The following is a 20,350-nucleotide window of genomic DNA, read 5'->3' on the forward strand; positions in this document are numbered from 1 at the left end:
CTCGGCGGGCCCTCCCTCTCTCTCTACTCCCAGGGATTTATGGCAGTCAGACTCTCCGACGAGCAGGTGGTGCAGGCCACCGGGGCCACCCGGGCCGCGCCCGGCGCCCGCGCGGCCTACGAGGCCGTGTGCACCGACACCCGCGCGCTCACCCCCGGCTGCCTCTTCGTGGCGCTGGAGGGTGAGCGCTTCGATGCGCACACCTTCCTCCCGCAGGCGGCCGCGAGCGGCGCCGCGGGTGCCCTGGTGAAGCGCGGCAAGCCGCTGCCCCCGGGGATTCCCGCGGGCTTCGCGCTCTACGCCGTGGACGACACGCTCGCGGGGCTGGGCGCGCTCGCCCGCTTCCACCGCCAGCGCTTCCGCATCCCGGTGGGCGCGGTGGGAGGCTCCAACGGCAAGACGACGACGAAGGAGATGGTGGGCGCCATCCTCGCGGTGCGCGGGCCGGCGCTGAAGACCGAGGGCAACCTGAACAACGAGGTGGGCGTGCCGCTCACGCTGTTCCGGCTCGAGCCCTCCCACGTGGCGGCGGTCATCGAGGTGGGGATGAACCGGCCGGGGGAGATCTCCCGGCTCGCGCGCGTCACCCAGCCGGACGCGGGGCTCATCACCATCGTGCAGCCCGAGCACCTGGAGGGGCTCGGCAGCCTCGAGGGTGTGGCGGACGCGGAGGCGGAGCTGTTCCAGGAGCTCTCCCCCCAGGCCACCGCGGTGGTGAACCTGGACGACCCGCTCATCGCCGAGCGCGCTCAGCGCACGCAGGCCCGCCGGCTCACCTTCGGGCGGGCGGCCGAGTCGGACGTGCGGCTCGCCGGGGTGCGGCTGCGGGGCCGCGCCGGGATGACCGCCACGGTGCGGCATGCGGGCCGCGACTGGGAGGTGGAGCTCGCCTTCGTGGGCGAGCACAACGCGCTCAACGCCACCGGCGCCTTCGCGCTCGCGCTCGCGCTGGGCTACCGCCCGGAGGAGTGCGTGGCGGGGCTCGCGAGCGCGCGCCCCTACGCGCGCCGGCTCAACGTGGTGGATGCCCCCGGCGGCGTCACGGTGGTGGACGACTGCTACAACGCGAACCCCGCGAGCATGAACGCCGCGCTGGACACCCTGGTGAGCCTCACCCCCGAGGGCGGCCGCGCCTTTGCAGTGCTGGGGGACATGCTGGAGCTGGGCGCAGGCGAGCAGGCGGACCACACGGCGCTGGGCGAGCGGGTGGTGGGAAGGGCCTCGCGCGTGGCCTTCTTCGGGCCGCGCTCGGTGCACGGGCTGCAGGCGGCGCGCGCGGGCGGGATGGGCGACGGGGCAGCGCACTTCACCGAGGTGGAGCCGCTGGTCGCCTGGCTCAAGCCGCAGCTGCGCGAGGGTGACGTGGTGCTGGTGAAGGCGAGCCGCGGCATGCGCCTGGAGCGCGTGGTGGCGGCTCTCACGGGACAGGCCCCGGCCGGAGGGGGCCACTGACATGCTCTTCTTCCTCTACGAGTGGCTCGCGAGCACCGAGGCCGCCCGCTTCCTCAACTTCCTGCGCTACCCCACCTTCCGCATCATCGCGGCCGGGGTGAGCGCGCTGCTGCTGGGCATGCTGGTGGGCCCCGGGCTCATCGAGCGGCTGCGCTTCAAGCAGCACGGCCAGAGCAACGTGCGCGAGGACACGCCGGACACGCACAAGAAGAAGAAGGGGACGCCCACCATGGGCGGCGCCCTCATCCTGCTGTGCATCGTGGCCGGCACGCTGATGTTCTGCGACCTGCGCAGCCGCGCGGTGTGGGCGGTGTTCATCCTCACCGTGGGCTACGGCTTCACCGGCTTCCTGGACGACTGGCTCAAGCTCTCCAAGCGCAACAGCAAGGGGCTCGCGGGGCGCAAGAAGCTGGTGCTGCAGACGCTGTTCTTCGCCATCGCCGTGTTCGGCGTGATGACCGACTGGACGGGCGGGCACCCGCACCTGCTCATCGACACGCGGCTCACGCTGCCCTTCGTGCCCACGCACTGGTTCAGCCCGGACCTGGGCATCTTCTACGTCATCTTCGCGGGCTTCGTGGTGGTGGGCACCAGCAACGCGGTGAACCTCACGGACGGCCTGGACGGGCTCGCCATCGTGCCCACCATCATCTCGGCCATCACCTTCGCGGTGCTCTGCTACGTGGCGGGCACCACGCTCTCCATCTCGGACGTGGAGACGGTGAACGGCGCGGCGCGGCTGGTGGGCGTGCCGCTCTACCAGTACCTGGGCATCCCGCAGGTGCCGGGCGGCGCGGAGCTCGCGGTGTTCTGCGCGGCGATCGTGGGCGCGGGCATCTCCTTCCTCTGGTTCAACACCTACCCGGCCAGCGTCTTCATGGGGGACATCGGCTCGCTCGCGCTGGGCGGCGCGCTGGGCGGGCTCGCCATGCTCTCCAAGAACGAGGTGGTGAGCGCCATCATCCACGGCGTGTTCCTCGCCGAGGCGCTCTCGGTGATGATCCAGGTGACCTCCTTCAAGCTCACCGGCCGGCGCGTCTTCAAGATGGCCCCGGTGCACCACCACTTCGAGCTCAAGGGCATGGCGGAGCCGAAGATCATCGTGCGCTTCTGGATCGCCGCCATCCTGTGCGGCGGGGTGGCGCTGCTCTCGCTCAAGCTGCGCTGAAGGACGGCAATTCGCCATGGCCTCGCCCCAGATGAAGCCGCTGCAGGACCTCCCCCGGGACTTGAAGGGCCGCAAGGTCGCGGTGTTCGGGCTCGCGAAGAGCGGGCTCGCGGCGGCGCGGCTGCTCGGCGCGCACGGCGCCCGCGTGACGGCGGTGGACGCGCGCAGCGAAGCGGCCCTGGGCGAGGCGGCCGCCTCCTTGCGCGCCGCGGGCGTGGCGCTCGCCGTGGGCGCGCCGCCCCCCGCGGGGCTGCTCGAGGGGCAGGACCTGGTGGTGGTGAGCCCGGGCGTGCCCCTGGCCCTGCCGGAGCTCGCGCGCACGCGCGCCGCGGGCGTACCGGTGTGGGGCGAGGTGGAGCTCGCCGGGCGCCTCCTCTCGCACGTGCCCCTGTTCGGCATCACCGGCACCAACGGCAAGAGCACGACGACGGCGCTCACCGGCGAGCTCTTCGCGGCGAGCGGCGCGCGCACCTTCGTGGGCGGCAACCTGGGCCGGCCCTTCAGCGAGGCCGCGGAGCAGCCGGGCGCGTGGGATGCGCTGGTGGTGGAGCTGAGCAGCTTCCAGCTCGAGGGCATCGCCCAGCTCGCCCCGCGCGGCGCGGCCCTGCTCAACCTCACCCCGGACCACCTGGACCGCTACGAGGATCACCGCGCCTACGGCGCCGCCAAGGCGCGCATCTTCATGAACCAGGGCCCGGAGGACTTCTGCGTGGTGAACGCGGATGACCCCGAGGTGATGCGGCTCGCGGAGGGCGCGCGCTCGCGCGTGTACGGCTTCTCGCTCACGGGGCTCGTCGCGGCGCCCGCGCCGGCGCTCGCGGGGCTGGCCACCGCGGAGGAGGGCGGCTTCCGGCTCGCGCTCGAGCAGGGTGCACCGCCCGAGCGCTACCGGCTGGGCAACCGCTCCCTGCGCGGGGCGCACAACACCCAGAACGCCATGGCCGCGGCGCTGCTCGCGCGGCTCGGTGGGGTGGCGCCGGACGCGGTGCAGGCGGGGCTGGACGGCTACCCGGGGCTCGCGCACCGGCTGGAGAGCGTGCGCGTGCTCGGGGGCGTAGAGTGGGTGAACGACTCCAAGGCCACCAACGTGGACAGCGTGCTGGTGGCGCTGCGCGCCTTCGCGGGGCCGCTGTGGCTCATTGCCGGAGGCAAGGGCAAGGGCGCGCCGTACGCGCCCATGGTGGAGGCGGGGCAGGGGCGGGTGAAGGGCGTGCTCACCATCGGGCAGGACGCAGAGGCGCTCGCCCAGGCGTACGGGGGAAAAGCGGAGGTACACCCCTGCGGCACGCTGGCCCAGGCGGTGGCGCGTGCGCGGCAGCTCGCGCGCGAGGGCGACACGGTGCTGCTCTCGCCGGCCTGCGCGTCGTACGATCAGTTCCAGAACTTCGAGGACCGCGGCGAGCAGTTCAAGCAGCTGGTCCGAGCGCTGGCGTAGCAGGGCACCGAAAAGGTCCAAGGCATCCGATGAAGTCCTCCTCTCCCGCCGTCCGCTTCGACCCGGTGCTCCTGGGCGCGGTGTTCCTCCTCGTGGCCCTGGGGCTGGTGATGGTCTACTCGGCCAGCGCCGTGCTCGCGCAGGACAAGCTGGGTGACAGCCTCTACTTCCTCAAGCGCCAGCTCGCGGCCGCCGGCATGGGCCTGGTCGCGATGGCGGTGGCGATGAAGGTGGGCTGGCGCCGGCTCGCGCGCTTCGCCTACCCGCTGCTCCTCATCACCCTCGTGCTGCTGGTGGCGGTGCTCATCCCGGGGCTGGGCAGCACCGCGGGCGGCGCGCAGCGGTGGATCCGCCTGCCGGGCTTCGGGCTGCAGCCCGCGGAGGTCGCGAAGTTCTCCTGGGTGGTCTACCTGGCCTACTCACTCGCGAAGAAGCGCGAGAAGGTGGCGACCTTCTCGGTGGGCTTCCTGCCGCACCTGCTGCTGTGCGGCCTGCTGGTGGCGCTGTGCATGAAGCAGCCGGACTTCGGCAGCTCGGTGCTGCTGGTGTTCCTGCTCTTCGTGCTGCTCTTCGCGGCCGGAACGAAGCTGAGCTTCCTGGTGGGCAGCGTGCTCGCGGCGCTGCCGCTCGCGTACGTCGCGGTGGCGCGCAGCCCCTACCGCATGAAGCGCATCCTCGCCTTCACCGACCCGTGGGCGCACCGCCACGACGTGGGCTACCAGGTGGCCGAGAGCCTGATGTCCATCGGCAGTGGCGGCGTCACCGGGCTGGGGCTGGGGGACGGGCGCCAGAAGCTCTTCTTCCTGCCCGAGGCGCACACCGACTTCATCTTCTCCATCATCGCCGAGGAGCTGGGGCTCATCGGGGTGGCGGTGCTGGTGACGCTCTACGGCGTCATCCTCTGGCGCGGGGTGCGCGCGGCGCTCGCCGCAGGGGAGACGTTCGGCACCTACCTGGGGCTGGGGCTGTGCTCCATCATCGGGTTCCAGGCGGTGGTGAACATGTGCGTGGCGATGGGGCTCCTGCCGACGAAGGGGCTGACCCTGCCCTTCGTCTCCTACGGCGGCACCTCGCTCGTCATCATGATGGGCGCGGCCGGGGTGCTCCTGTCCCTGAGCGCGAGCGCGGAAGGGGCGCGCGCCCCGGTGCGCAGCGGCGTGGGCGCGAGCGTGGGCTCGGACGTGCGGGAGGTGTCGGCGTGAAGGTGCTCATCGCAGGCGGAGGCACCGGGGGCCACCTCTTTCCCGGCATCGCGCTCGCCGAGGAGGTGACCACGCGCCACCCGCGCAACGAGGTGGTGTTCGCGGGCACCGACCGCGGGCTCGAGGCGCGCGTGGTGCCGGCGGCGGGCTACCTGCTGGAGACCATTCCGGCGCAGGGGCTCAAGGGCAAGGGCTTCCTCGGCCTGCTGCGCGGGCTGCTCGCGCTGCCGCTCGCCTTCGTGAAGAGCTTCCGCATCCTCGTGCGCCACAAGCCGGACGTGGTGGTGGGGGTGGGCGGCTACTCGAGCGGGCCGGTGGTGCTCGCGGCGTGGCTGATGGGCATCCCCACCGCGGTGCAGGAGCAGAACGCGCTGCCGGGCTTCACCAACAAGGTGCTGGGGAAGATGGTCAAGGTCGTCTTCACCTCCTTCCCGGAGGCGGCGCGCTTCTTCCCGCCCGCGAAGGTGCACCTCATCGGCAACCCCATCCGCCGCAAGCTGATGGACAACTACCTGCGCTCGAGCGTCGCGCACGACGGCTTCAACGTGCTCGTGTTCGGCGGGAGCCTCGGCGCCAAGGCGCTCAACGCGCGGATGATCGAGGCGCTGGACTCGCTCGGAGATCTCAAGGAGCAGATCTCCTTCGTGCACCAGACGGGCAAGAAGGACGTGGAGGCGGTGCGCGAGGGCTACGCCGCGCGCGGCTTCAAGGCCCAGGTGAGCGAGTTCATCGAGGACATGTCCGCGGCCTACGCGAACGCCGAGCTGGTGGTGTGCCGCGCGGGCGCGACGACGCTCGCCGAGCTCACCGTCTGCAAGAAGGCGAGCATCCTGGTGCCCTTCCCCCACGCCACGGACAACCACCAGGAGGTCAACGCGATGAGCCTGGTGAACGTGGGCGCGGCAGTGATGATGCGCGAGGGCGAGCTCACCGGCGAGAAGCTCGCGCAGGAGATCCGCCGCCTCAAGGAGCACCCGGAGCAGCGCCGCCAGATGGAGAAGCGCGCGGGGCTGCTGGGCCGGCCCGAGGCGGCGAAGGAGCTCGCGGACGTGTGCGTGGAGCTGATGGTGCAGACCTGGGGCCAGAACGGCCGCGAGCGCCCGGAGAAGGGCGCGGAGGTGCGCAAGTGAGCCGCGTGAAGCCGCCGAGCCTGTTCAAGACGCGCCACGCCGCCCACGTGCACTTCGTGGGCATCGGCGGCATCGGGATGAGCGGCATCGCCGAGGTGCTGCTCAACCTCGGCTACAAGGTGAGCGGCTCGGACCTCAAGGAGAGCGACATCACGCGCCGGCTCGCCAAGCTGGGCGCGGACGTGCGCCTGGGCCACAAGGCCGAGAACCTGGTGCAGGCGGACGTGGTGGTCATCTCCTCCGCGGTGAAGAAGGACAACCCCGAGGTGATGGCGGCGCGCGCGCGCAAGATCCCCGTCATCCCGCGCGCCGAGATGCTCGCGGAGCTGATGCGGCTCAAGTACGCGGTCGCCATGGCGGGAAGCCACGGCAAGACCACCACCACCTCCATGGTGGCCACGGTGCTCGCGGCGGCCGGCCTGGACCCCACCGCGGTGGTGGGCGGCAAGGTCAACGTGCTGGGCAGCAACGCGAAGCTCGGCAAGAGCGAGCTGATGGTGGTGGAGGCGGACGAGAGCGACGGCTCCTTCCTGCACCTGCACCCCTCCATCGCGGTGGTCACCAACATCGACCCCGAGCACCTGGACCACTACGGCAACCTGGACGCGCTCAAGCGCGCCTTCGTGGAGTTCTGCAACCGCGTGCCCTTCTACGGGCTCAACGTGCTGTGCCTGGACCACCCCAACGTGCAGGCGCTGCTGCCGCACCTCGAGAAGCGCTACGTCACCTACGGCAGCTCGCACATGGCGGACTACCGGCTGGAGGGCGTGGAGCTGGACGGCTACAGCACGCGCTTTCGCGCCTGGCGCCGCGACGAGGACCTGGGCGAGTTCCGCGTGCGCATGGTGGGCGCGCACAACGCGCTCAACGCGCTCGCGGTCATCGCGGTGGCCGAGGAGATGGAGGTGCCGCTGGACACCGTGCGCACGGCGCTCGCGGAGTTCGGCGGGGTGCAGCGGCGCTTCACCGTGAAGGGCGAGGCGCGCGGCATCACCGTGGTGGACGACTACGGGCACCACCCCACCGAGGTGCTGGCCACGCTCGCCGGCGCGCGCCGCGCCTTCGGGCGGCGCGTGGTGGTGGCCTTCCAGCCGCACCGCTACACCCGCACGCGCGACCTGCTCTCCGAGTTCGCCACCGCCTTCAACGACGCGGACGTGCTCTTCGTCTCCGGCGTGTACGCGGCCGGCGAGGAGCCCATCCCGGGCGCGAACGGCGAGGCGCTGGCGGAAGCGGTGCGCGCGCACGGCCACCGCGACGTCACCTACGTGGAGAAGCGCACCGACCTTCCGGGCGCGCTGCTGCCGCGGCTCAAGGACGGCGACATCGTGCTCACCCTGGGCGCCGGCGACATCACCCAGGTGGGCCCCGACCTGCTCGGCCTGCTCGGCCACGCCGCGCCCGAGCGCAGCGCCTGAAGGCCATGGGCGCGTCTCTCGTGCAAGGGCTCGAGGCGATTCCCGGGCTCGAGGTGCGCGGCGACGCGCCGCTCGCCCCGCTCACCAGCGTGCGTGCCGGCGGCAGCGCGGACGCGCTGGTGCGCCCGCGCTCTCCGGACGCGCTCGTCGCCCTGCTGCGCCACCTGCGCGCGGAAGGGCTTCCGCTCACGGTGCTGGGCGGCGGGGCGAACACGCTGGTGGGTGACGGCGGGGTGCGCGGCGTGACACTGCGGCTGCCCGGAGACCTCTTCGCGGAAGGCGTGGAGCTGGGGGCGGAGGAGGGGAGGCTCACGCTGGGCGCGGGTGCGGCCATCGTGCGGCTGCCCAACCTGATGCGCACCCACGCGCTGGTGGGCGCGGAGTTCCTCGCGGGAATTCCGGGCACGCTGGGTGGCGCGGTGACCATGAACGCCGGCACCAAGAACGGCGAGGCCTTCCGCGTGGTGGAGGCGGTGGAGCTGGCGACGGCGGAGGGGGTGGGGTGGCTGCCGCGCGAGCGCATCCCCCACGCCTACCGCCACACGGAGCTGCCCGCGGGCAGCGTGGTGACGCGGGTGCGCTTCTGCCTGCGGCGCGCCGGTCCCGAGGAGCTCGCGGCCTCGAAGGCGGCGATGGAGGCGGACCTCGGCTACCGCAAGCGCACCCAGCCCCTGAGCCAGCCGAACTTCGGCAGCGTCTTCACCAACCCAACGGGAGACCACGCGGGAAGGCTCATCGAGCTCGCCGGTCTCAAGGGACACGTCCTCGGGCGCGCGCAGGTGTCCACGCTGCACGCGAACTGGATCGTGAACCTGGGCGGCGCCGCGGCGCGCGACGTGCTCGGGCTGATGATGCTGATGCAGACGCGGGTGCGCGAGCTCTCGGGCGTGGAGCTGCACCCGGAGGTCAAGCGCGTGGGTGAGTTCCTGCCCTGAGTGCGCGTTCCGCTGTGCGGTTGCACCCAGGGTAGCGCTGCACCCCACTAGCCCTTGGGTCACGCGGCGCGCTGGGCCCCAAGATGCGCAGGGCCATTCCGCGCGGCCGCGAAACAGGTATGGTGCTGCGCCCGCACCCCCTCTCCGCCGAGCGCTCCCACTACAGCGACGTACCTGTAGCCAAAAACTGGCGTCGAGATCGCAGTGCGATCATCCTGCGTCGGTACGGACCCCCCCCATGGCCTTCGGAAGAGCCAAGAACCGCCGCCGCCAGGATGCGGCCCAGACGCGCGCGGCGGTGCAGGGCGCGGTGCGCACGCACGCGCCCACGGTGCTGCGCGCGCTGCTCACCGCGGCGCTCACGGTGGGGCTGGTCTGGAGCGGGGTGGCGCTGCGCGCGTGGGCGCTCGCGTCCCCCACCTTCGCGCTGCAGGAGGTCACCTTCACGGGGCTCGCGCGCGCGGGGCGCCCGGAGCTGCTCAAGCTGAGCGGGCTCGCGCCGGGGCAGAACCTCTTCTCCCTGGACGTGGACCAGCTCGAGCGCAGCCTGATGGCGCACCCCTGGGTGCGCGCGGTGGAGGTGACGCGCCACTTCCCCGCCGCGGTCTCCGTGGTCGTGGAGGAGCACGTGCCGGTGGCGCTGGTGGTGCTCGGCGACCTCTACGTGCTGGACGAGCAGGGCGAGCCCTTCAAGCGCGTGGCCCCCTCGGACGCGCTGGACCTGCCGCTGGTGACGGGCGTGGACCGCGAGGCGTACGTGGCGGACGAGGCGCACACCCGCGCGCGCTTCCGCCAGGCGCTCGAGGTGGCGCGCGCGTACGCGGCGGCTTCCCCCTCGCGCCGCGAGCGCCTGAGCGAGGTGCGCCTCACCGGCGACGCGCTCACGCTGGTGAGCGCCACGGGGCAGGAGGTGCCGCTGGGGGAGGGGATGGAGGCGGAGCAGCTCGCGCAGAAGCTCGCGCGGCTGGAGAAGGTGCGCGGGGAGCTCGCGGAGCGCGGGCTCTCGGCCGAGGTCATCCACCTGGACAACCGGGCGCGTCCCGGCTGGGTGGCGGTGAAGCTTTCCGGTGCCGGCTCCGAGAGGACCGGGACCGCGACGCAGTAAGCAATGGGACGCCCCCGGTCCGCGAGAGCGCGGGGGCGCTGGGAGGGAAGTCCATGGCGAAGCAGAAGTCCGGGGAGATCATCGTCGGCCTCGACATCGGGACCACGAAGATCTGCGCCATCGTCGGTGAGCTCACCGACAGCGGCATCGACATCATCGGCATCGGCACGCACCCGTCGAAGGGGCTGCGCAAGGGCGTGGTCGTCAACATCGAGGCGACCGTGGCCTCCATCCGCCGCGCGGTGGAGGAGGCGGAGCTCATGGCGGGCGCCGAGATCTCCCACGTGTACACCGGCATCGCCGGCGGCCACATCAAGGGCTTCAACTCGCAGGGCATCGTGGCGGTGAAGGAGAAGGAGGTGCGCGAGGCGGACATCGCGCGCGTCATCGACGCCGCCAAGGCCGTGGCCATCCCGCTGGACCGGGAGGTCATCCACGTGCTGCCCCAGGAGTTCATCATCGACGACCAGGGCGGCATCAAGGAGCCGCTCGGGATGGCGGGCGTGCGCCTGGAGGCCAAGGTGCACATCGTCACGGGCGCGGTGAGCAGCGCGCAGAACATCGTGAAGTGCGCGAACCGCACCGGCCTGAACGTCAGCGACATCGTGCTGCAGCCGCTCGCGTCGGCGGAGGCCGTGCTCGGCGAGGACGAGAAGGAGCTGGGCGTGTGCCTCGTGGACATCGGCGGGGGCACCACCGACATCGCCATCTTCTCCGGCGGCTCCATCGTGCACACCGCGGTCATCGCGCTGGGCGGCAACAACCTCACCAGCGACATCGCCATCGGGCTGCGCACGCCCGCGCACGAGGCGGAGCGCATCAAGCAGAAGTACGGCTGCGCGCTCGCCTCCATGGTGAACAAGGACGAGACCCTGGAGGTGCCCAGCGTGGGCGGCCGCCAGCCGCGCGTGCTCGGCCGGCAGATCCTCTGCGAGATCCTCGAGCCTCGCGTGGAGGAGATCTTCCAGCTGGTGCACCGCGAGATCCAGAAGTGCGGCTACGAGGACCTGCTCGCCTCGGGCGTGGTCATCACCGGCGGCAGCACGCTGCTCGCCGGCATGCCGGAGCTGGCCGAGGAGGTCATCGGCCTGCCGGTGCGCCGCGGCATGCCGCGCGGCATCGGCGGCCTGGTGGACGTGGTGAAGAGCCCCATGTACGCGACCGGCGTGGGCCTGGTGGTGTACGGCGCCAAGCACCTGGACCGCCGCATGTTCCGCATCCGCGAGGACGGCAACGCGTACAAGAAGGTGAAGAACCGCATGCGCGAGTGGCTCGAAGAGATCTTCTAGCCCTGCGCAGTGCTTGAACGACCCCCTCTGGCGTTGTCAACGGCCAAAGGGGGTCTTTCTATCCCTGCGATGCTACAGGGCCGTAGCGGAAAACTTGCCAAAGATCCCGTCCTGTTGATGATGGCGGCCTCAGTAGCAGGGGGGCGGCAGCGCGCGACCTGCCGTTGAAAGGGACCCATGGACCATTTCGAGCAGAGCAAGCAGGCCGCGAAGATCCGCGTGGTGGGCGCCGGCGGTGCCGGGTGCAACGCCGTCAACACGATGATCTCGGCGAAGCTGGACCGGGTGGACTTCATCGCCGCCAACACCGATGTGCAGGCGCTCGCCGCGAGCAAGGCGCCCACGCGGATCCAGCTGGGCCAGATGCTCACCAAGGGCCTGGGCGCGGGCGCGAACCCCGAGATGGGCCGCGAGGCAGCGCTCGAGAGCCGGGAGCAGATTGCGCAGCTGCTCGAGGGCGCGGACATGGTGTTCGTCACCGCCGGCATGGGCGGCGGCACGGGCACCGGCGCAGCCCCCATCATCGCGGACATCGCCAAGAGCCTGGGCGCGCTCACCGTGGGCGTCGTCACCAAGCCCTTCCTCTTCGAGGGCAACCGCCGCCGCAAGCAGGCCGAGCAGGGGCTCATCGAGCTCAAGGCCGCGGTGGACACGCTCATCACCATCCCCAACCAGCGGCTGCTCACCCTGAGCAACGAGCCGATGCCGCTGCTGGAGACCTTCAAGCGCGCGGACGAGGTGCTGCTCAACGCCGTGCAGGGCATCTCCGACCTCATCCAGTACCACGGCTACATCAACGTGGACTTCGCGGACGTGAAGACCATCATGAGCGACAAGGGGCTCGCGCTGATGGGTACGGGCCGCGCGGCCGGCGCCCAGCGCGCGCTCAACGCCATGCAGCAGGCCATCAGCAGCCCGCTGCTCGAGGACGTGACCATCGACGGCGCCACCGGCCTGCTCATCAACATCACGGGCGGCCGCGACATGACCCTGCAGGAGGTCAACGAGGCGCTCACGCTGGTGCACGACGCCGCGGACAACGAGGCCGAGATCATCTTCGGCTCGCTCATCGACGAGACCATCCAGGACGAGGTGAAGATCACCATCATCGCCACCGGCTTCGTGCAGCGCGAGGCGAAGAGCCGCATCGTGCAGCCGGTGATGCAGGCGCCGCTCATCGCGCGCCCCGCGCCTGCGGTGCTCAGCGCCGCGCGCGAGGAGGTGGCGAGCCTGGTCCCCGCGAAGAGTGGCTCGCGCAGCCTCAGCGCCGCGGATGCGGGCAAGGCCGCGGTGGCCACCGCGCGCACCGCCGTGGTGAAGGACCCGGCGCTGCCCCTGGACGAGGATCAGTTCGACATCCCCACCTTCCTGCGCCGCCAGGGCCAGACGGAGATGCCGTAGGCGCAGGGAAGGGGCGCTAGCGGGCCGGCAGCCGGCTCACGCTGGCGCCGGTGCCCAGCGGGCGGCCCGAGAGGGCGTCCGCGCGGGCGAGCAGCACGTCCACCTCGCGGTAGAGCGCCTCCACCCGCTCGGGCAGGCGCGGGGCGGGAAGCGCCCCGTCCCCTGCCAGCTCCTCCAGCCGGGCGCGCGCGCGCTGCAGCAGCTGGTAGGCGCGCAGGAGGCTGCGCCCGGAGCGCGCGCCCTGGGGCGTGAAGAGGGTGCCCTCGCCGTAGAGCGCCTCCACGGCCGCGCGGTTGCTCTGCACCCGGTCCGCGAGGCGGGCCCGGTACAGCTCCAGGCGGCGCTCCAGCCGCACGCCGCGCAGGCTCACCACCGTGCCGCGGGGTGCGCTCGCGCTGTCCTGCTCTCGGGGAGGGAGGCTCACGGGGATCAAGCTACGTCAGCCTCCTGACGTGCCGCAACCCTCACACGCGTCCGGAGCCGGTAAATCGGCCTCGCAGCGTTCGGCGCTACAACCCTGGTGCGCACAGGTGCGCTTCTCGCCTTGTCAGGTGCGGGGGTGGGGTTTAGGTTGCGCCGCCTCTTTCCGGGGGCCCAGGGAGGGCTGGCGCACATGTTCAAGAAGCTGCTCATCGCGAACCGCGGGGAGATCTCCCGCCGCATCGGCGCAGTCGCGCGCGGCATGGGACTGAAGACCGTGGCCGTCTACTCGGACGCGGACGCGGACCTGCCCTTCGTCAAGGAGGCGGACGAGGCGGTGCGCATCGGGCCCGCCCCGGCGAAGGACAGCTACCTCAACGTGGCGGCCATCCTGGACGCGGCGCGCCAGACGGGCGCGGACGCGGTGCACCCGGGCTACGGCTTCCTCTCGGAGAACGCCGAGTTCGCCCAGGCCTGCACGGCGGCCGGCATCACCTTCGTGGGGCCGCCTCCCGAGTCGATGCTGCGCATGAAGGACAAGAGCCAGGCGCGCAAGCTGGTGCAGGCGGCCGGGGTGCCGGTGGTGCCCGGCAGCCGGGACGTGGTGCCGGACGTGGCGAGCGCGCTCGCCGAGGCCGAGCGCATCGGCTACCCGGTGCTGTGCAAGGCGGCGGGCGGCGGCGGCGGCATCGGCATGGCGGCGGCGAAGGACCCCGCGGAGCTGGAGAAGGTGTTCCGCCAGTGCACCGACCGCGCGAAGGCCGCCTTCGGCCGCGAGGGCGTGTACCTGGAGCGCTACTTCCCGGCGCCGCGCCACATCGAGGTGCAGATCCTCGGCGACCACCACGGCCACCTCATCCACGGCCTGGAGCGCGAGTGCTCCATCCAGCGCCGCCACCAGAAGGTGGTGGAGGAGGCCCCGTCTCCGCTCTTCGCCGGCGGCCTCCACGCGGACGTGGCCCAGCGCATGTTCGCGGCCGCGGTGGCCGCGGCCAAGGCCTTCGGCTACGCGAACGCGGGCACGGTGGAGTTCCTGTACTCGGACGGCGAGTTCTACTTCATCGAGATGAACGCCCGCCTGCAGGTGGAGCACCCGGTGACGGAGCTCACCACGGGGTTGGATCTCATCGGCTGGCAGCTGCGAATCGCCTCGGGGGAGAAGCTCACCGTGCGCCAGGAGGACGTGAAGCGCCGGGGCGCCGCGCTCGAGTTCCGCATCTACGCGGAGGACCCGGTGAAGTTCTTCCCGTCCCCCGGCCCCCTCAAGGTCTACCAGCCGCCCACGGGCGAGGGCGTGCGCCTGGACTCGGGCTACGCCGAGGGCAACACCGTCACCCCGAACTACGATCCGATGATCGCCAAGCTGATCATCTCCGGGGCCACGCGCGAGGAGGCGATCGCGCGGGCGAAGACGGCCCTCGAGAACTTCCGCATCGAGGGCATCAAGACGAACATCCCCCTGCACCTGCGCATCGTGCAGGACCCGGCGTTCGCCGCAGGCCAGCTGGACACGCGCTTCCTCGAGAACCACGCGAAGCCGCCGAAGCCCTAGAGTCGTTCCACAGCAGTCGCGAGAGAGCAGCACCCCAGGAGGCAACAGCGTATGGCGGACGTGGCGGCGCACATCACCGGGACGGTGTGGAAGATCGAGGTCAAGGTCGGCCAGCAGGTCTCCGAGGGCGAGACCCTGGTCATCCTCGAGTCCATGAAGATGGAGATGCCGGTGGAGGCCACCGAGGCCGGCACCGTGAAGGAGATCCGCTGCAAGGAGGCGCAGGCGGTGAACGAGGGCGACGTGCTGGTGGTGCTCGGCTAGAGGCACGACGCGCGTGCACCCCTCCGCCGCCCCGCTGGGCATCGAGGACCGGCCGGACGGCGTGCGGGTGCTCACGCTCGCGCGCCCCAGCCGCCGCAACGCGCTCGACGACGCGCTGGTGGCCGCGCTGCACGCGGCGCTCGCCCCCGAGGCCTGCGCAGGCGTGCGGGCGCTGCTCCTGCGCGGCCACGGTGGCACCTTCTGCTCGGGCTACGATCTCACCGGCCTGGGCCCGCCGGCCCCCGGCGGGAGCCTCCCGGACGACGCGCTGATGGCGCTGCTCGCGCGGCTCGAGTCCCACCCGGTGCCCAGCGTGGCGCTGGTGGAGGGGGCGGCCTTCGGCGCGGGCTTCGACCTCGCCGCCGCCTGCGACTTCCGCGTGGGGACGCAGAGCGCGCTCTTCAGCATGCCCCCGGCGCGCCTGGGCGTCGTGTACTCGGCGGACGGCATCGCGCGGGTGTCGCGCCTGGTGGGCCCGGCGCGCGCCAAGCTGCTGTTCCTCACCGGGCGAAAGCTCGAGGGCGCTGCGGCGCTCGCGTGGGGCCTGCTCGACGAGTGCCACCCGGAGGCGGCGGGCGCGGAAGGGGCCGCGCTCGCGCTCTGCGAGGCGATTGCCGCCGGAGCGCCCCTGGCCATCTCGGGGATGAAGGAGACCTTCCGGCGGCTCGCCCGCGCGCCGCTCACCCCCGAGGAGGCCGGGCACCTGCGGCAGCTGCGCGCCGAGGCCTTCGCGAGCGAGGACGCGCGCGAGGGGAGGGCGGCGTTCCTGGAGAAGCGCCGCCCCCGGTTCACCGGTCGCTAAGCTGCGCGCCGCGCGCTACGCGCCGCCGAACAGGTCGCCCATCTTGATCTGCAGGGCGCTCGCGATCTTGTAGAGCGAGGAGATGGAGGCCGAGGACTCCGCGCGCTCGATCTGCGAGAGCAAGCTGACCGAGAGCCCGGTGCGCCGCGCCAGCTGCTTGAGCGTGAGCTCCTGGGTCTTGCGCGCCTCGCGGATGGTGCGCCCGATGGCCCGGTGCAGGTCCGCCTCGGGGTCCTGGCTGAGCCCCTTCTTGGAGAGCGCGGAGCGCACGGCCGCCAGGAACTGCTCCGGCTCCATGGGCTTCTTCACGTAGTCGCTCGCCTGCGCCTTGAGGCTGGCCACGGCGGTGTCCACGTTGGGGTAGGCGGTGGCCACGATGACGGCGACGTCCGAGTCGATCTTGCGGATCTGCTCGAGCACCTCGGTGCCGGACATCTGCGGCATCATCATGTCCAGCACCACGAGGTGGTAGTCCGCCGCGCGGAGCATCTCCACCGTCTTGGTGGGGTCCGTGGTGGTCGCGACCTCGTAGCCCTCGCGGGTCAGCACCAGCTTCAGGTAGTCGCAGTTGTCCTGCTCATCGTCGACTACCAGGATCCGAATCTGCACAAGTCCTCCTTAACCGGGAAATCGGTTCCAGTCGGAACCGATCCAGTGCTGGCGGACGTTACAGTATCACTGTGCCTGGGACCGAGCTTTTTCGTACTCTTCGAGGTGGCGGCGCACCGCCTCGGCCTTGGGGTGGTCCGGCGCGAGCTCGAGGAAGCGCCGGTAGTGGTAGGCGCCCTTCTCCAGCTGCTTCAGGTTCGCGTAGGTGGTCCCCAGCATCATGTGGCAGCTGGCGAAGGCCGCGTCCGCCGCGAGGCACTTGCGGAAGAAGACCTCCGCCTCCTTGAACTGCTTCTTCTTGAAGAGCTGGAAGCCGTCCTCGTAGAGCGCCTGGGCGCCGCTCGCGGGCGCCGCGGCAGGCGCGGGGGCTGCGGCAGGCGCCGCCGGGCGCGGGGCCGCGCGGGCGGGCGCGGCAGCCTTGGCGACGGGCGCCTTGGCCACCGGCGCAGGCTCGGCGGGGGCGGCGGGCGCGGGCCGGAGGGCCTGCGCGGCCTGGGCGCTGAGCGCCGCGAGCTCGCCGGCGTAGGCCTGGGTGCCTGCACTGCGGGTGAGCAGGGCCTGGGCGGCGGCCGGGCGGCCCGCCTCGAGCTCCTTCTGGGCCGCGAGCAGCTGCCGCTTCACGGCGAGCTCCGCGCGCGCGCTGTCCAGCAGCCCCTGCACCTCGGGCAGCGGGGCGCCGCTGGCATCGTGCAGGGACTCGAGCAGGTCCACCGCCTGCTCGAACTGGCGCTCGCCGATGGCCGCGCGTGCCGCCGCGAGCCGCTGGGCGGGGGCCGCCGGGGCCGGGGACTCGGGGGAGGCCGCGCTGCCCACGGCCGCGGGGGCCGCCGGGTGCACGCGCCCGCGCAGGAGGTAGGCGCCGGCGCCGAGCACGAGCAGCGCGCCCGCCGCGGCGGCGAGCAGGCCCGCGCGCCCGCGCTGCGGCGCGGCGGCCGGAGCCCCGGGCGCGCAGAAGCGCAGCTTCACGTGGCCGAGCTCCAGCACGTCGCCGGGGGTGAGGGGCGCCTGCGCGTAGCGCTCGCCATTCACCGTGAGGCCGTTGGCCGACTGCAGGTCGATGACCCGCCAGGCGCCGCCCTCCTCGCGCACCAGCTTCGCGTGGGTGCGCGAGAGCGAGCGGTGGTCGATGGCGATGTCGTTGTCGTCGGTGCGGCCGATCCGCATCTCGGTGCGGATGAGGCTGAACTCGCGCGGCTCCGAGGCGGAAGCGGGGGCGTCCACCAGCACGAGCCGGGGGGCCTCGGCGGGCTCGATGGACTCCACGCGCCGCGGGCGCGCCGCGGCCTCCACCTGCTCGCGGCTGATGATGGCGGTGGCCTGGTGGCGCGCGTCCGCCGCGTCCGCCTCCTGCGCGCCGTCTCCGGCCTGGGCCTGGGGCGGGGGCAGCGGCTGCAGCGAGCCCTCGTGCTGCAGCGCGAGCTCGTAGTCGCCGATCTGCAGCAGGTCGCCGTGCTGCACCGGCACCTGGCCCTCGATGCGCTCGCCGTTGAGGCGGATGCCGTTGTAGCTGCCGAGGTCCTCCACCAGCACCTGCTCCTGCTGGCGCAGCAGGCGCGCGTGGCGGCGCGACACGTTGCGCTCGGTCAGCCGGATGGTGTTGCCCTCCTGCCGGCCGATGGTGAGCTCCTCGCGCACGAAGGGGACCACGGTCTTGCGCCCTTCGTCGTCTTCGATGATGAGCTTGAGCACGGTAGGGGTGTCCTGTGGGCCCCAGGTATAGCAAACGCGGCCCGCCCAGGGGGAGCCCCGGGACACGGGCGGTTCTTCCACGTCGACCGGCTGGGGGTGGGGGGCTATAAGCGCGCGCGGGCGTCCCGGCGGGCGCTCAACGGAGGCGTTCCGGTCCGTGGCGAGCACCGAGGCAGCGGGCGTGGAGAGGCAGCAACCGCAGACCTTCACCGAGGGCGTGCTGGGGCCGGCGTACGACCGCGGCGCCTGGGCCGCTCGCTGGCGGGCGCTCTCCGCGCCGGCGCGCGTGGCGTGGGCCACCGGCCTCTTCGCCGCGCTGCTCTTCGTGCCGTACCTCGGTGCGGTGGGGCTGTGGGACCCCTGGGAGACGCACTACGGCGAGGTGGCGCGCCAGATGGTGCACCGCGGCGACTACCTCTACCCCTGGTACGAGACCTCCTGGTTCTTCTCCAAGCCGCCGCTCACCATGTGGATGCAGGCGCTCGGCATGCAGGTGGTGGGCACGCTGCGCACGGAGGGCGCGCTCGGGCTGTACACCGAGTGGGGGATGCGCCTGCCGTTCGCGCTCCTGAGCATCGCGGCGGTGAGCCTGCTCTCGTACGCGCTGGCGCGGCTGGTGAGCGCACGCGCGGGGCTCGCGGCGGGCTTCGTGCTCTCCACCATGCCCCTGTGGTTCCTGCTCACGCGCCAGGCGGTGACGGACCTGCCCTTCGTGGCCACGCTGGTGTGCGCGATGGCGTGCGCGCTGGTGGGGCAGCTGGACGAGACCACGCGCCACCGCAGCGGCTGGTGGTACGCCTTCTACGTCTTCTGCGGCCTGTCCACGCTGGCCAAGGGCCTGCTGGGCGTGGGCCTGCCGGCGATCATCCTGCTCGTCTACGCGGCGCTCGCGGTCATCCCCTGGAGCGGCGAGTCCCTGCAGGCGCACCTGCGCTGGCTGCTGGAGCGCGGCTACCGCGCCGAGGTGAAGTGCGGGCAGCGCCCGATGCCGGTGCTCTGGGAGCAGCTCTCGCGCATGCGCCTGGGGCCCGGGGTGCTGGTGTTCCTCGGGGTGGCGGGGCCCTGGTACCTCGCGCTCACGCTCTTCGACGGCGTGGACGACGAGGGCAAGGTGTTCTGGTACCGCTTCTTCATCCACGATCACCTCAACCGCCTCACCGCGGGCGTGCACACCACCACGCCGGGCGGCTCGTTCACCTACTTCATCGAGCAGGGCGGCTACGCCATCTTCCCCTGGGTGGCGGCGCTGCCCGGCGCGCTCGCGCTGGCGGGCCGGGTGCGGCTGCGCGGCGGGACGCGGGCGGACCACGTGGCGCTGATCGCCGCGGTGTGGGCGGGCTTCACCTTCTTCCTGATGACCTCGAGCGCCACCAAGTTCCACCACTACGTGTTCCCGCTGGTGCCGGCGCTGGCGCTGCTCATCGCGCTCTTCGTGGACCGGCTGTGGGAGGAGGGCATCGGGCCGCACGGCCTGAGCGTGCTGCTGGGGCTGGTGCTCTTCTGCGTGGTGGGCAAGGACCTCGCGGAGAACCCGAAGCACTTCACGGATCTCTTCGTCTACAACTACGACCGGCCCTACCCGGTGGAGCTGGACACGCGCGCCATCACGCTGCTCTCCGCGCGCCCGCTGTGGCTCGGAGACCCGGTGTCCGCGGGGGCGCTGCTGCTCGGCGCCTGGCTCACGCTCGAGGCCTTCCGCAAGGGCAGCCGCCCGCGCCCGGGCCTGCGCGCGCTCGGGCTCGCGGTGCTGCTCACGGGCGCGGCCCTGCTCGCGGCGGTGGTGGGGCGCGGCCAGGTGTCCGCGCTCGCGCTGGTGGGCGTGGCGCTGCTCGCGGCGGGCGCCTACCTCGCGCTGCAGGCGCTGCGGGCGCCGGAGGAGGCGCGCACGGCGCGCTGGCTCGGCGCGGTGCTGCTCGCGGGCGTGGGCGCGCCGCTGCTCGCGCGCGGGCTCTTCGCGCCCAGCGCGCTGGACCCGCTCACCCGCGCGCTCTCGCAGCCGCTCAACGTCGAGGGGGTGCTGGGGCTGGCCTTCCTCGCGGCCGGGCTCTTCGCGGCCGTCGGCGCTGCGCGGCGCTCGCGCATGGGGGTGTTCGGCCCGGCGTGGCTGCTCGCCGCCGGCTTCGCGCTCTGGTTCAACTGGAACCACTGGGTGGACCTCTCGCACCACTGGACCCAGCGCGACCTCTTCTGGCGCTACTACCGGCTGCGCCAGCCCGAGGAGCCGATTGCCGCGTACATGATGAACTGGCACGGCGAGACCTTCTACTCGCGCAACACCGTGCTCCAGTTCCGCGACGCGCAGGCCAACCAGCACATGCGCGAGTTCGCGGACCAGCCGGGGCGCGAGTGGGCCCTGGTGGAGCACAACCGGCTCAACCTGCTGCGCAGCGCAGTGGGCCCCGGGCACGTGGTGACGACCGTGGATCCGGCCATCAACAACAAGTTCGTCCTGGTGAGCATCGACTGAGCGGCAGCTGAG

Annotated in this window: 17 protein-coding genes; 14 read left to right on the forward strand and 3 right to left on the reverse strand. The window is 72.3% G+C overall.

Annotated features, from left to right (window positions below; genetic code table 11):
• Positions 1 to 39 precede the first annotated feature (39 nt).
• The 10 genes from murF (at position 40) to ftsZ (ending at position 12,535) form a co-directional block, all read left to right on the forward strand.
• Positions 40 to 1,452, forward strand: a complete 1,413-nt coding sequence (murF, locus tag FGE12_RS18580) for a UDP-N-acetylmuramoyl-tripeptide--D-alanyl-D-alanine ligase (RefSeq protein WP_153867830.1) — start codon at positions 40 to 42, stop codon at positions 1,450 to 1,452.
• A 1-nt stretch (position 1,453) separates the two neighbouring features.
• Positions 1,454 to 2,620: a phospho-N-acetylmuramoyl-pentapeptide-transferase gene (gene mraY / locus FGE12_RS18585; protein WP_153867831.1), complete on the forward strand. Its 1,167-nt coding sequence runs from the start codon at positions 1,454 to 1,456 to the stop codon at positions 2,618 to 2,620.
• A gap of 16 nt (positions 2,621 to 2,636) precedes the next feature.
• Positions 2,637 to 4,055 (forward strand): UDP-N-acetylmuramoyl-L-alanine--D-glutamate ligase, encoded by a 1,419-nt coding sequence (gene murD / locus FGE12_RS18590; RefSeq protein ID WP_228530894.1) that lies wholly within the window; start codon positions 2,637 to 2,639, stop codon positions 4,053 to 4,055.
• A 29-nt stretch (positions 4,056 to 4,084) separates the two neighbouring features.
• Complete coding sequence (ftsW, locus tag FGE12_RS18595) at positions 4,085 to 5,257, forward strand: putative lipid II flippase FtsW (protein ID WP_153867832.1); 1,173 nt, start codon at positions 4,085 to 4,087, stop codon at positions 5,255 to 5,257.
• Positions 5,254 to 6,387: an undecaprenyldiphospho-muramoylpentapeptide beta-N-acetylglucosaminyltransferase gene (gene murG, locus FGE12_RS18600; protein ID WP_194798033.1), complete on the forward strand. Its 1,134-nt coding sequence runs from the start codon at positions 5,254 to 5,256 to the stop codon at positions 6,385 to 6,387. The genes ftsW and murG overlap by 4 nt, the downstream gene beginning before the upstream one ends.
• A complete protein-coding gene (gene murC, locus FGE12_RS18605; RefSeq protein ID WP_194798034.1) occupies positions 6,384 to 7,805 on the forward strand; it encodes a UDP-N-acetylmuramate--L-alanine ligase in 1,422 nt (473 codons plus the stop codon). Before murG ends, murC begins: the two co-directional genes overlap by 4 nt.
• Before the next feature lie 5 nt (positions 7,806 to 7,810).
• Positions 7,811 to 8,740, forward strand: coding sequence for a UDP-N-acetylmuramate dehydrogenase (murB, locus tag FGE12_RS18610; protein ID WP_153867833.1), 930 nt, complete (start codon positions 7,811 to 7,813; stop codon positions 8,738 to 8,740).
• Between the two features lie 238 nt (positions 8,741 to 8,978).
• Positions 8,979 to 9,845, forward strand: a complete 867-nt coding sequence (locus FGE12_RS18615; protein ID WP_153867834.1) for a cell division protein FtsQ/DivIB — start codon at positions 8,979 to 8,981, stop codon at positions 9,843 to 9,845.
• 53 nt (positions 9,846 to 9,898) lie between these two features.
• On the forward strand, positions 9,899 to 11,134 hold the full coding sequence (ftsA, locus tag FGE12_RS18620; RefSeq protein WP_153867835.1) for a cell division protein FtsA: 1,236 nt from the start codon (positions 9,899 to 9,901) through the stop codon (positions 11,132 to 11,134).
• A gap of 177 nt (positions 11,135 to 11,311) precedes the next feature.
• Positions 11,312 to 12,535, forward strand: a complete 1,224-nt coding sequence (gene ftsZ, locus FGE12_RS18625; protein ID WP_153867836.1) for a cell division protein FtsZ — start codon at positions 11,312 to 11,314, stop codon at positions 12,533 to 12,535.
• A gap of 16 nt (positions 12,536 to 12,551) precedes the next feature.
• Here the strand turns inward: ftsZ and FGE12_RS18630 are convergent, their stop codons facing one another.
• Positions 12,552 to 12,959, reverse strand: coding sequence for a hypothetical protein (locus FGE12_RS18630; RefSeq protein ID WP_370459058.1), 408 nt, complete (start codon positions 12,957 to 12,959; stop codon positions 12,552 to 12,554).
• 189 nt (positions 12,960 to 13,148) lie between these two features.
• On the opposite strand from FGE12_RS18630, the gene FGE12_RS18635 reads away from it, so the two are divergent.
• The 3 genes from FGE12_RS18635 to FGE12_RS18645 are packed head-to-tail and all read left to right on the forward strand — an operon-like array spanning position 13,149 to position 15,573.
• On the forward strand, positions 13,149 to 14,507 hold the full coding sequence (locus FGE12_RS18635; protein WP_153867838.1) for an acetyl/propionyl/methylcrotonyl-CoA carboxylase subunit alpha: 1,359 nt from the start codon (positions 13,149 to 13,151) through the stop codon (positions 14,505 to 14,507).
• 51 nt (positions 14,508 to 14,558) lie between these two features.
• A complete protein-coding gene (locus FGE12_RS18640) occupies positions 14,559 to 14,771 on the forward strand; it encodes a biotin/lipoyl-binding carrier protein (RefSeq protein ID WP_153867839.1) in 213 nt (70 codons plus the stop codon).
• A 13-nt stretch (positions 14,772 to 14,784) separates the two neighbouring features.
• Positions 14,785 to 15,573 (forward strand): enoyl-CoA hydratase/isomerase family protein, encoded by a 789-nt coding sequence (locus FGE12_RS18645; protein WP_370459059.1) that lies wholly within the window; start codon positions 14,785 to 14,787, stop codon positions 15,571 to 15,573.
• 15 nt (positions 15,574 to 15,588) lie between these two features.
• Here FGE12_RS18645 and FGE12_RS18650 read toward each other — a convergent pair whose 3' ends face one another.
• Together FGE12_RS18650 and FGE12_RS18655 are read right to left on the reverse strand one after the other, a co-directional pair.
• Positions 15,589 to 16,182 carry a response regulator gene (locus FGE12_RS18650; protein ID WP_194798035.1) on the reverse strand — a complete coding sequence of 198 codons (594 nt, stop codon included), beginning with the start codon at positions 16,180 to 16,182 and terminating at the stop codon, positions 15,589 to 15,591.
• 66 nt (positions 16,183 to 16,248) lie between these two features.
• Positions 16,249 to 17,871: an FHA domain-containing protein gene (locus FGE12_RS18655; RefSeq protein ID WP_153867840.1), complete on the reverse strand. Its 1,623-nt coding sequence runs from the start codon at positions 17,869 to 17,871 to the stop codon at positions 16,249 to 16,251.
• 157 nt (positions 17,872 to 18,028) lie between these two features.
• Between FGE12_RS18655 and FGE12_RS18660 the strand changes: the two genes are divergently transcribed.
• Positions 18,029 to 20,338, forward strand: a complete 2,310-nt coding sequence (locus FGE12_RS18660; protein ID WP_194798036.1) for a glycosyltransferase family 39 protein — start codon at positions 18,029 to 18,031, stop codon at positions 20,336 to 20,338.
• Positions 20,339 to 20,350: the final 12 nt, after the last annotated feature.

This window comes from Aggregicoccus sp. 17bor-14 (assembly GCF_009659535.1).
In the GTDB taxonomy this organism is placed as follows: Bacteria; Myxococcota; Myxococcia; order Myxococcales; family Myxococcaceae; genus Aggregicoccus.

Excerpts from the sequence above, each read along its gene's own strand:
- murF (WP_153867830.1), top strand. The coding sequence starts at position 40 with ATGGCAGTCAGACTCTCCGACGAGCAGGTGGTGCAGGCCACCGGGGCC.
- murD (WP_228530894.1), top strand. The coding sequence starts at position 2,637 with ATGGCCTCGCCCCAGATGAAGCCGCTGCAGGACCTCCCCCGGGACTTG.
- ftsW (WP_153867832.1), top strand. The coding sequence starts at position 4,085 with ATGAAGTCCTCCTCTCCCGCCGTCCGCTTCGACCCGGTGCTCCTGGGC.
- murB (WP_153867833.1), top strand. The coding sequence starts at position 7,811 with ATGGGCGCGTCTCTCGTGCAAGGGCTCGAGGCGATTCCCGGGCTCGAG.
- mraY (WP_153867831.1), top strand. The coding sequence starts at position 1,454 with ATGCTCTTCTTCCTCTACGAGTGGCTCGCGAGCACCGAGGCCGCCCGC.
- ftsA (WP_153867835.1), top strand. The coding sequence starts at position 9,899 with ATGGCGAAGCAGAAGTCCGGGGAGATCATCGTCGGCCTCGACATCGGG.
- FGE12_RS18635 (WP_153867838.1), top strand. The coding sequence starts at position 13,149 with ATGTTCAAGAAGCTGCTCATCGCGAACCGCGGGGAGATCTCCCGCCGC.
- FGE12_RS18615 (WP_153867834.1), top strand. The coding sequence starts at position 8,979 with ATGGCCTTCGGAAGAGCCAAGAACCGCCGCCGCCAGGATGCGGCCCAG.
- FGE12_RS18640 (WP_153867839.1), top strand. The coding sequence starts at position 14,559 with ATGGCGGACGTGGCGGCGCACATCACCGGGACGGTGTGGAAGATCGAG.
- ftsZ (WP_153867836.1), top strand. The coding sequence starts at position 11,312 with ATGGACCATTTCGAGCAGAGCAAGCAGGCCGCGAAGATCCGCGTGGTG.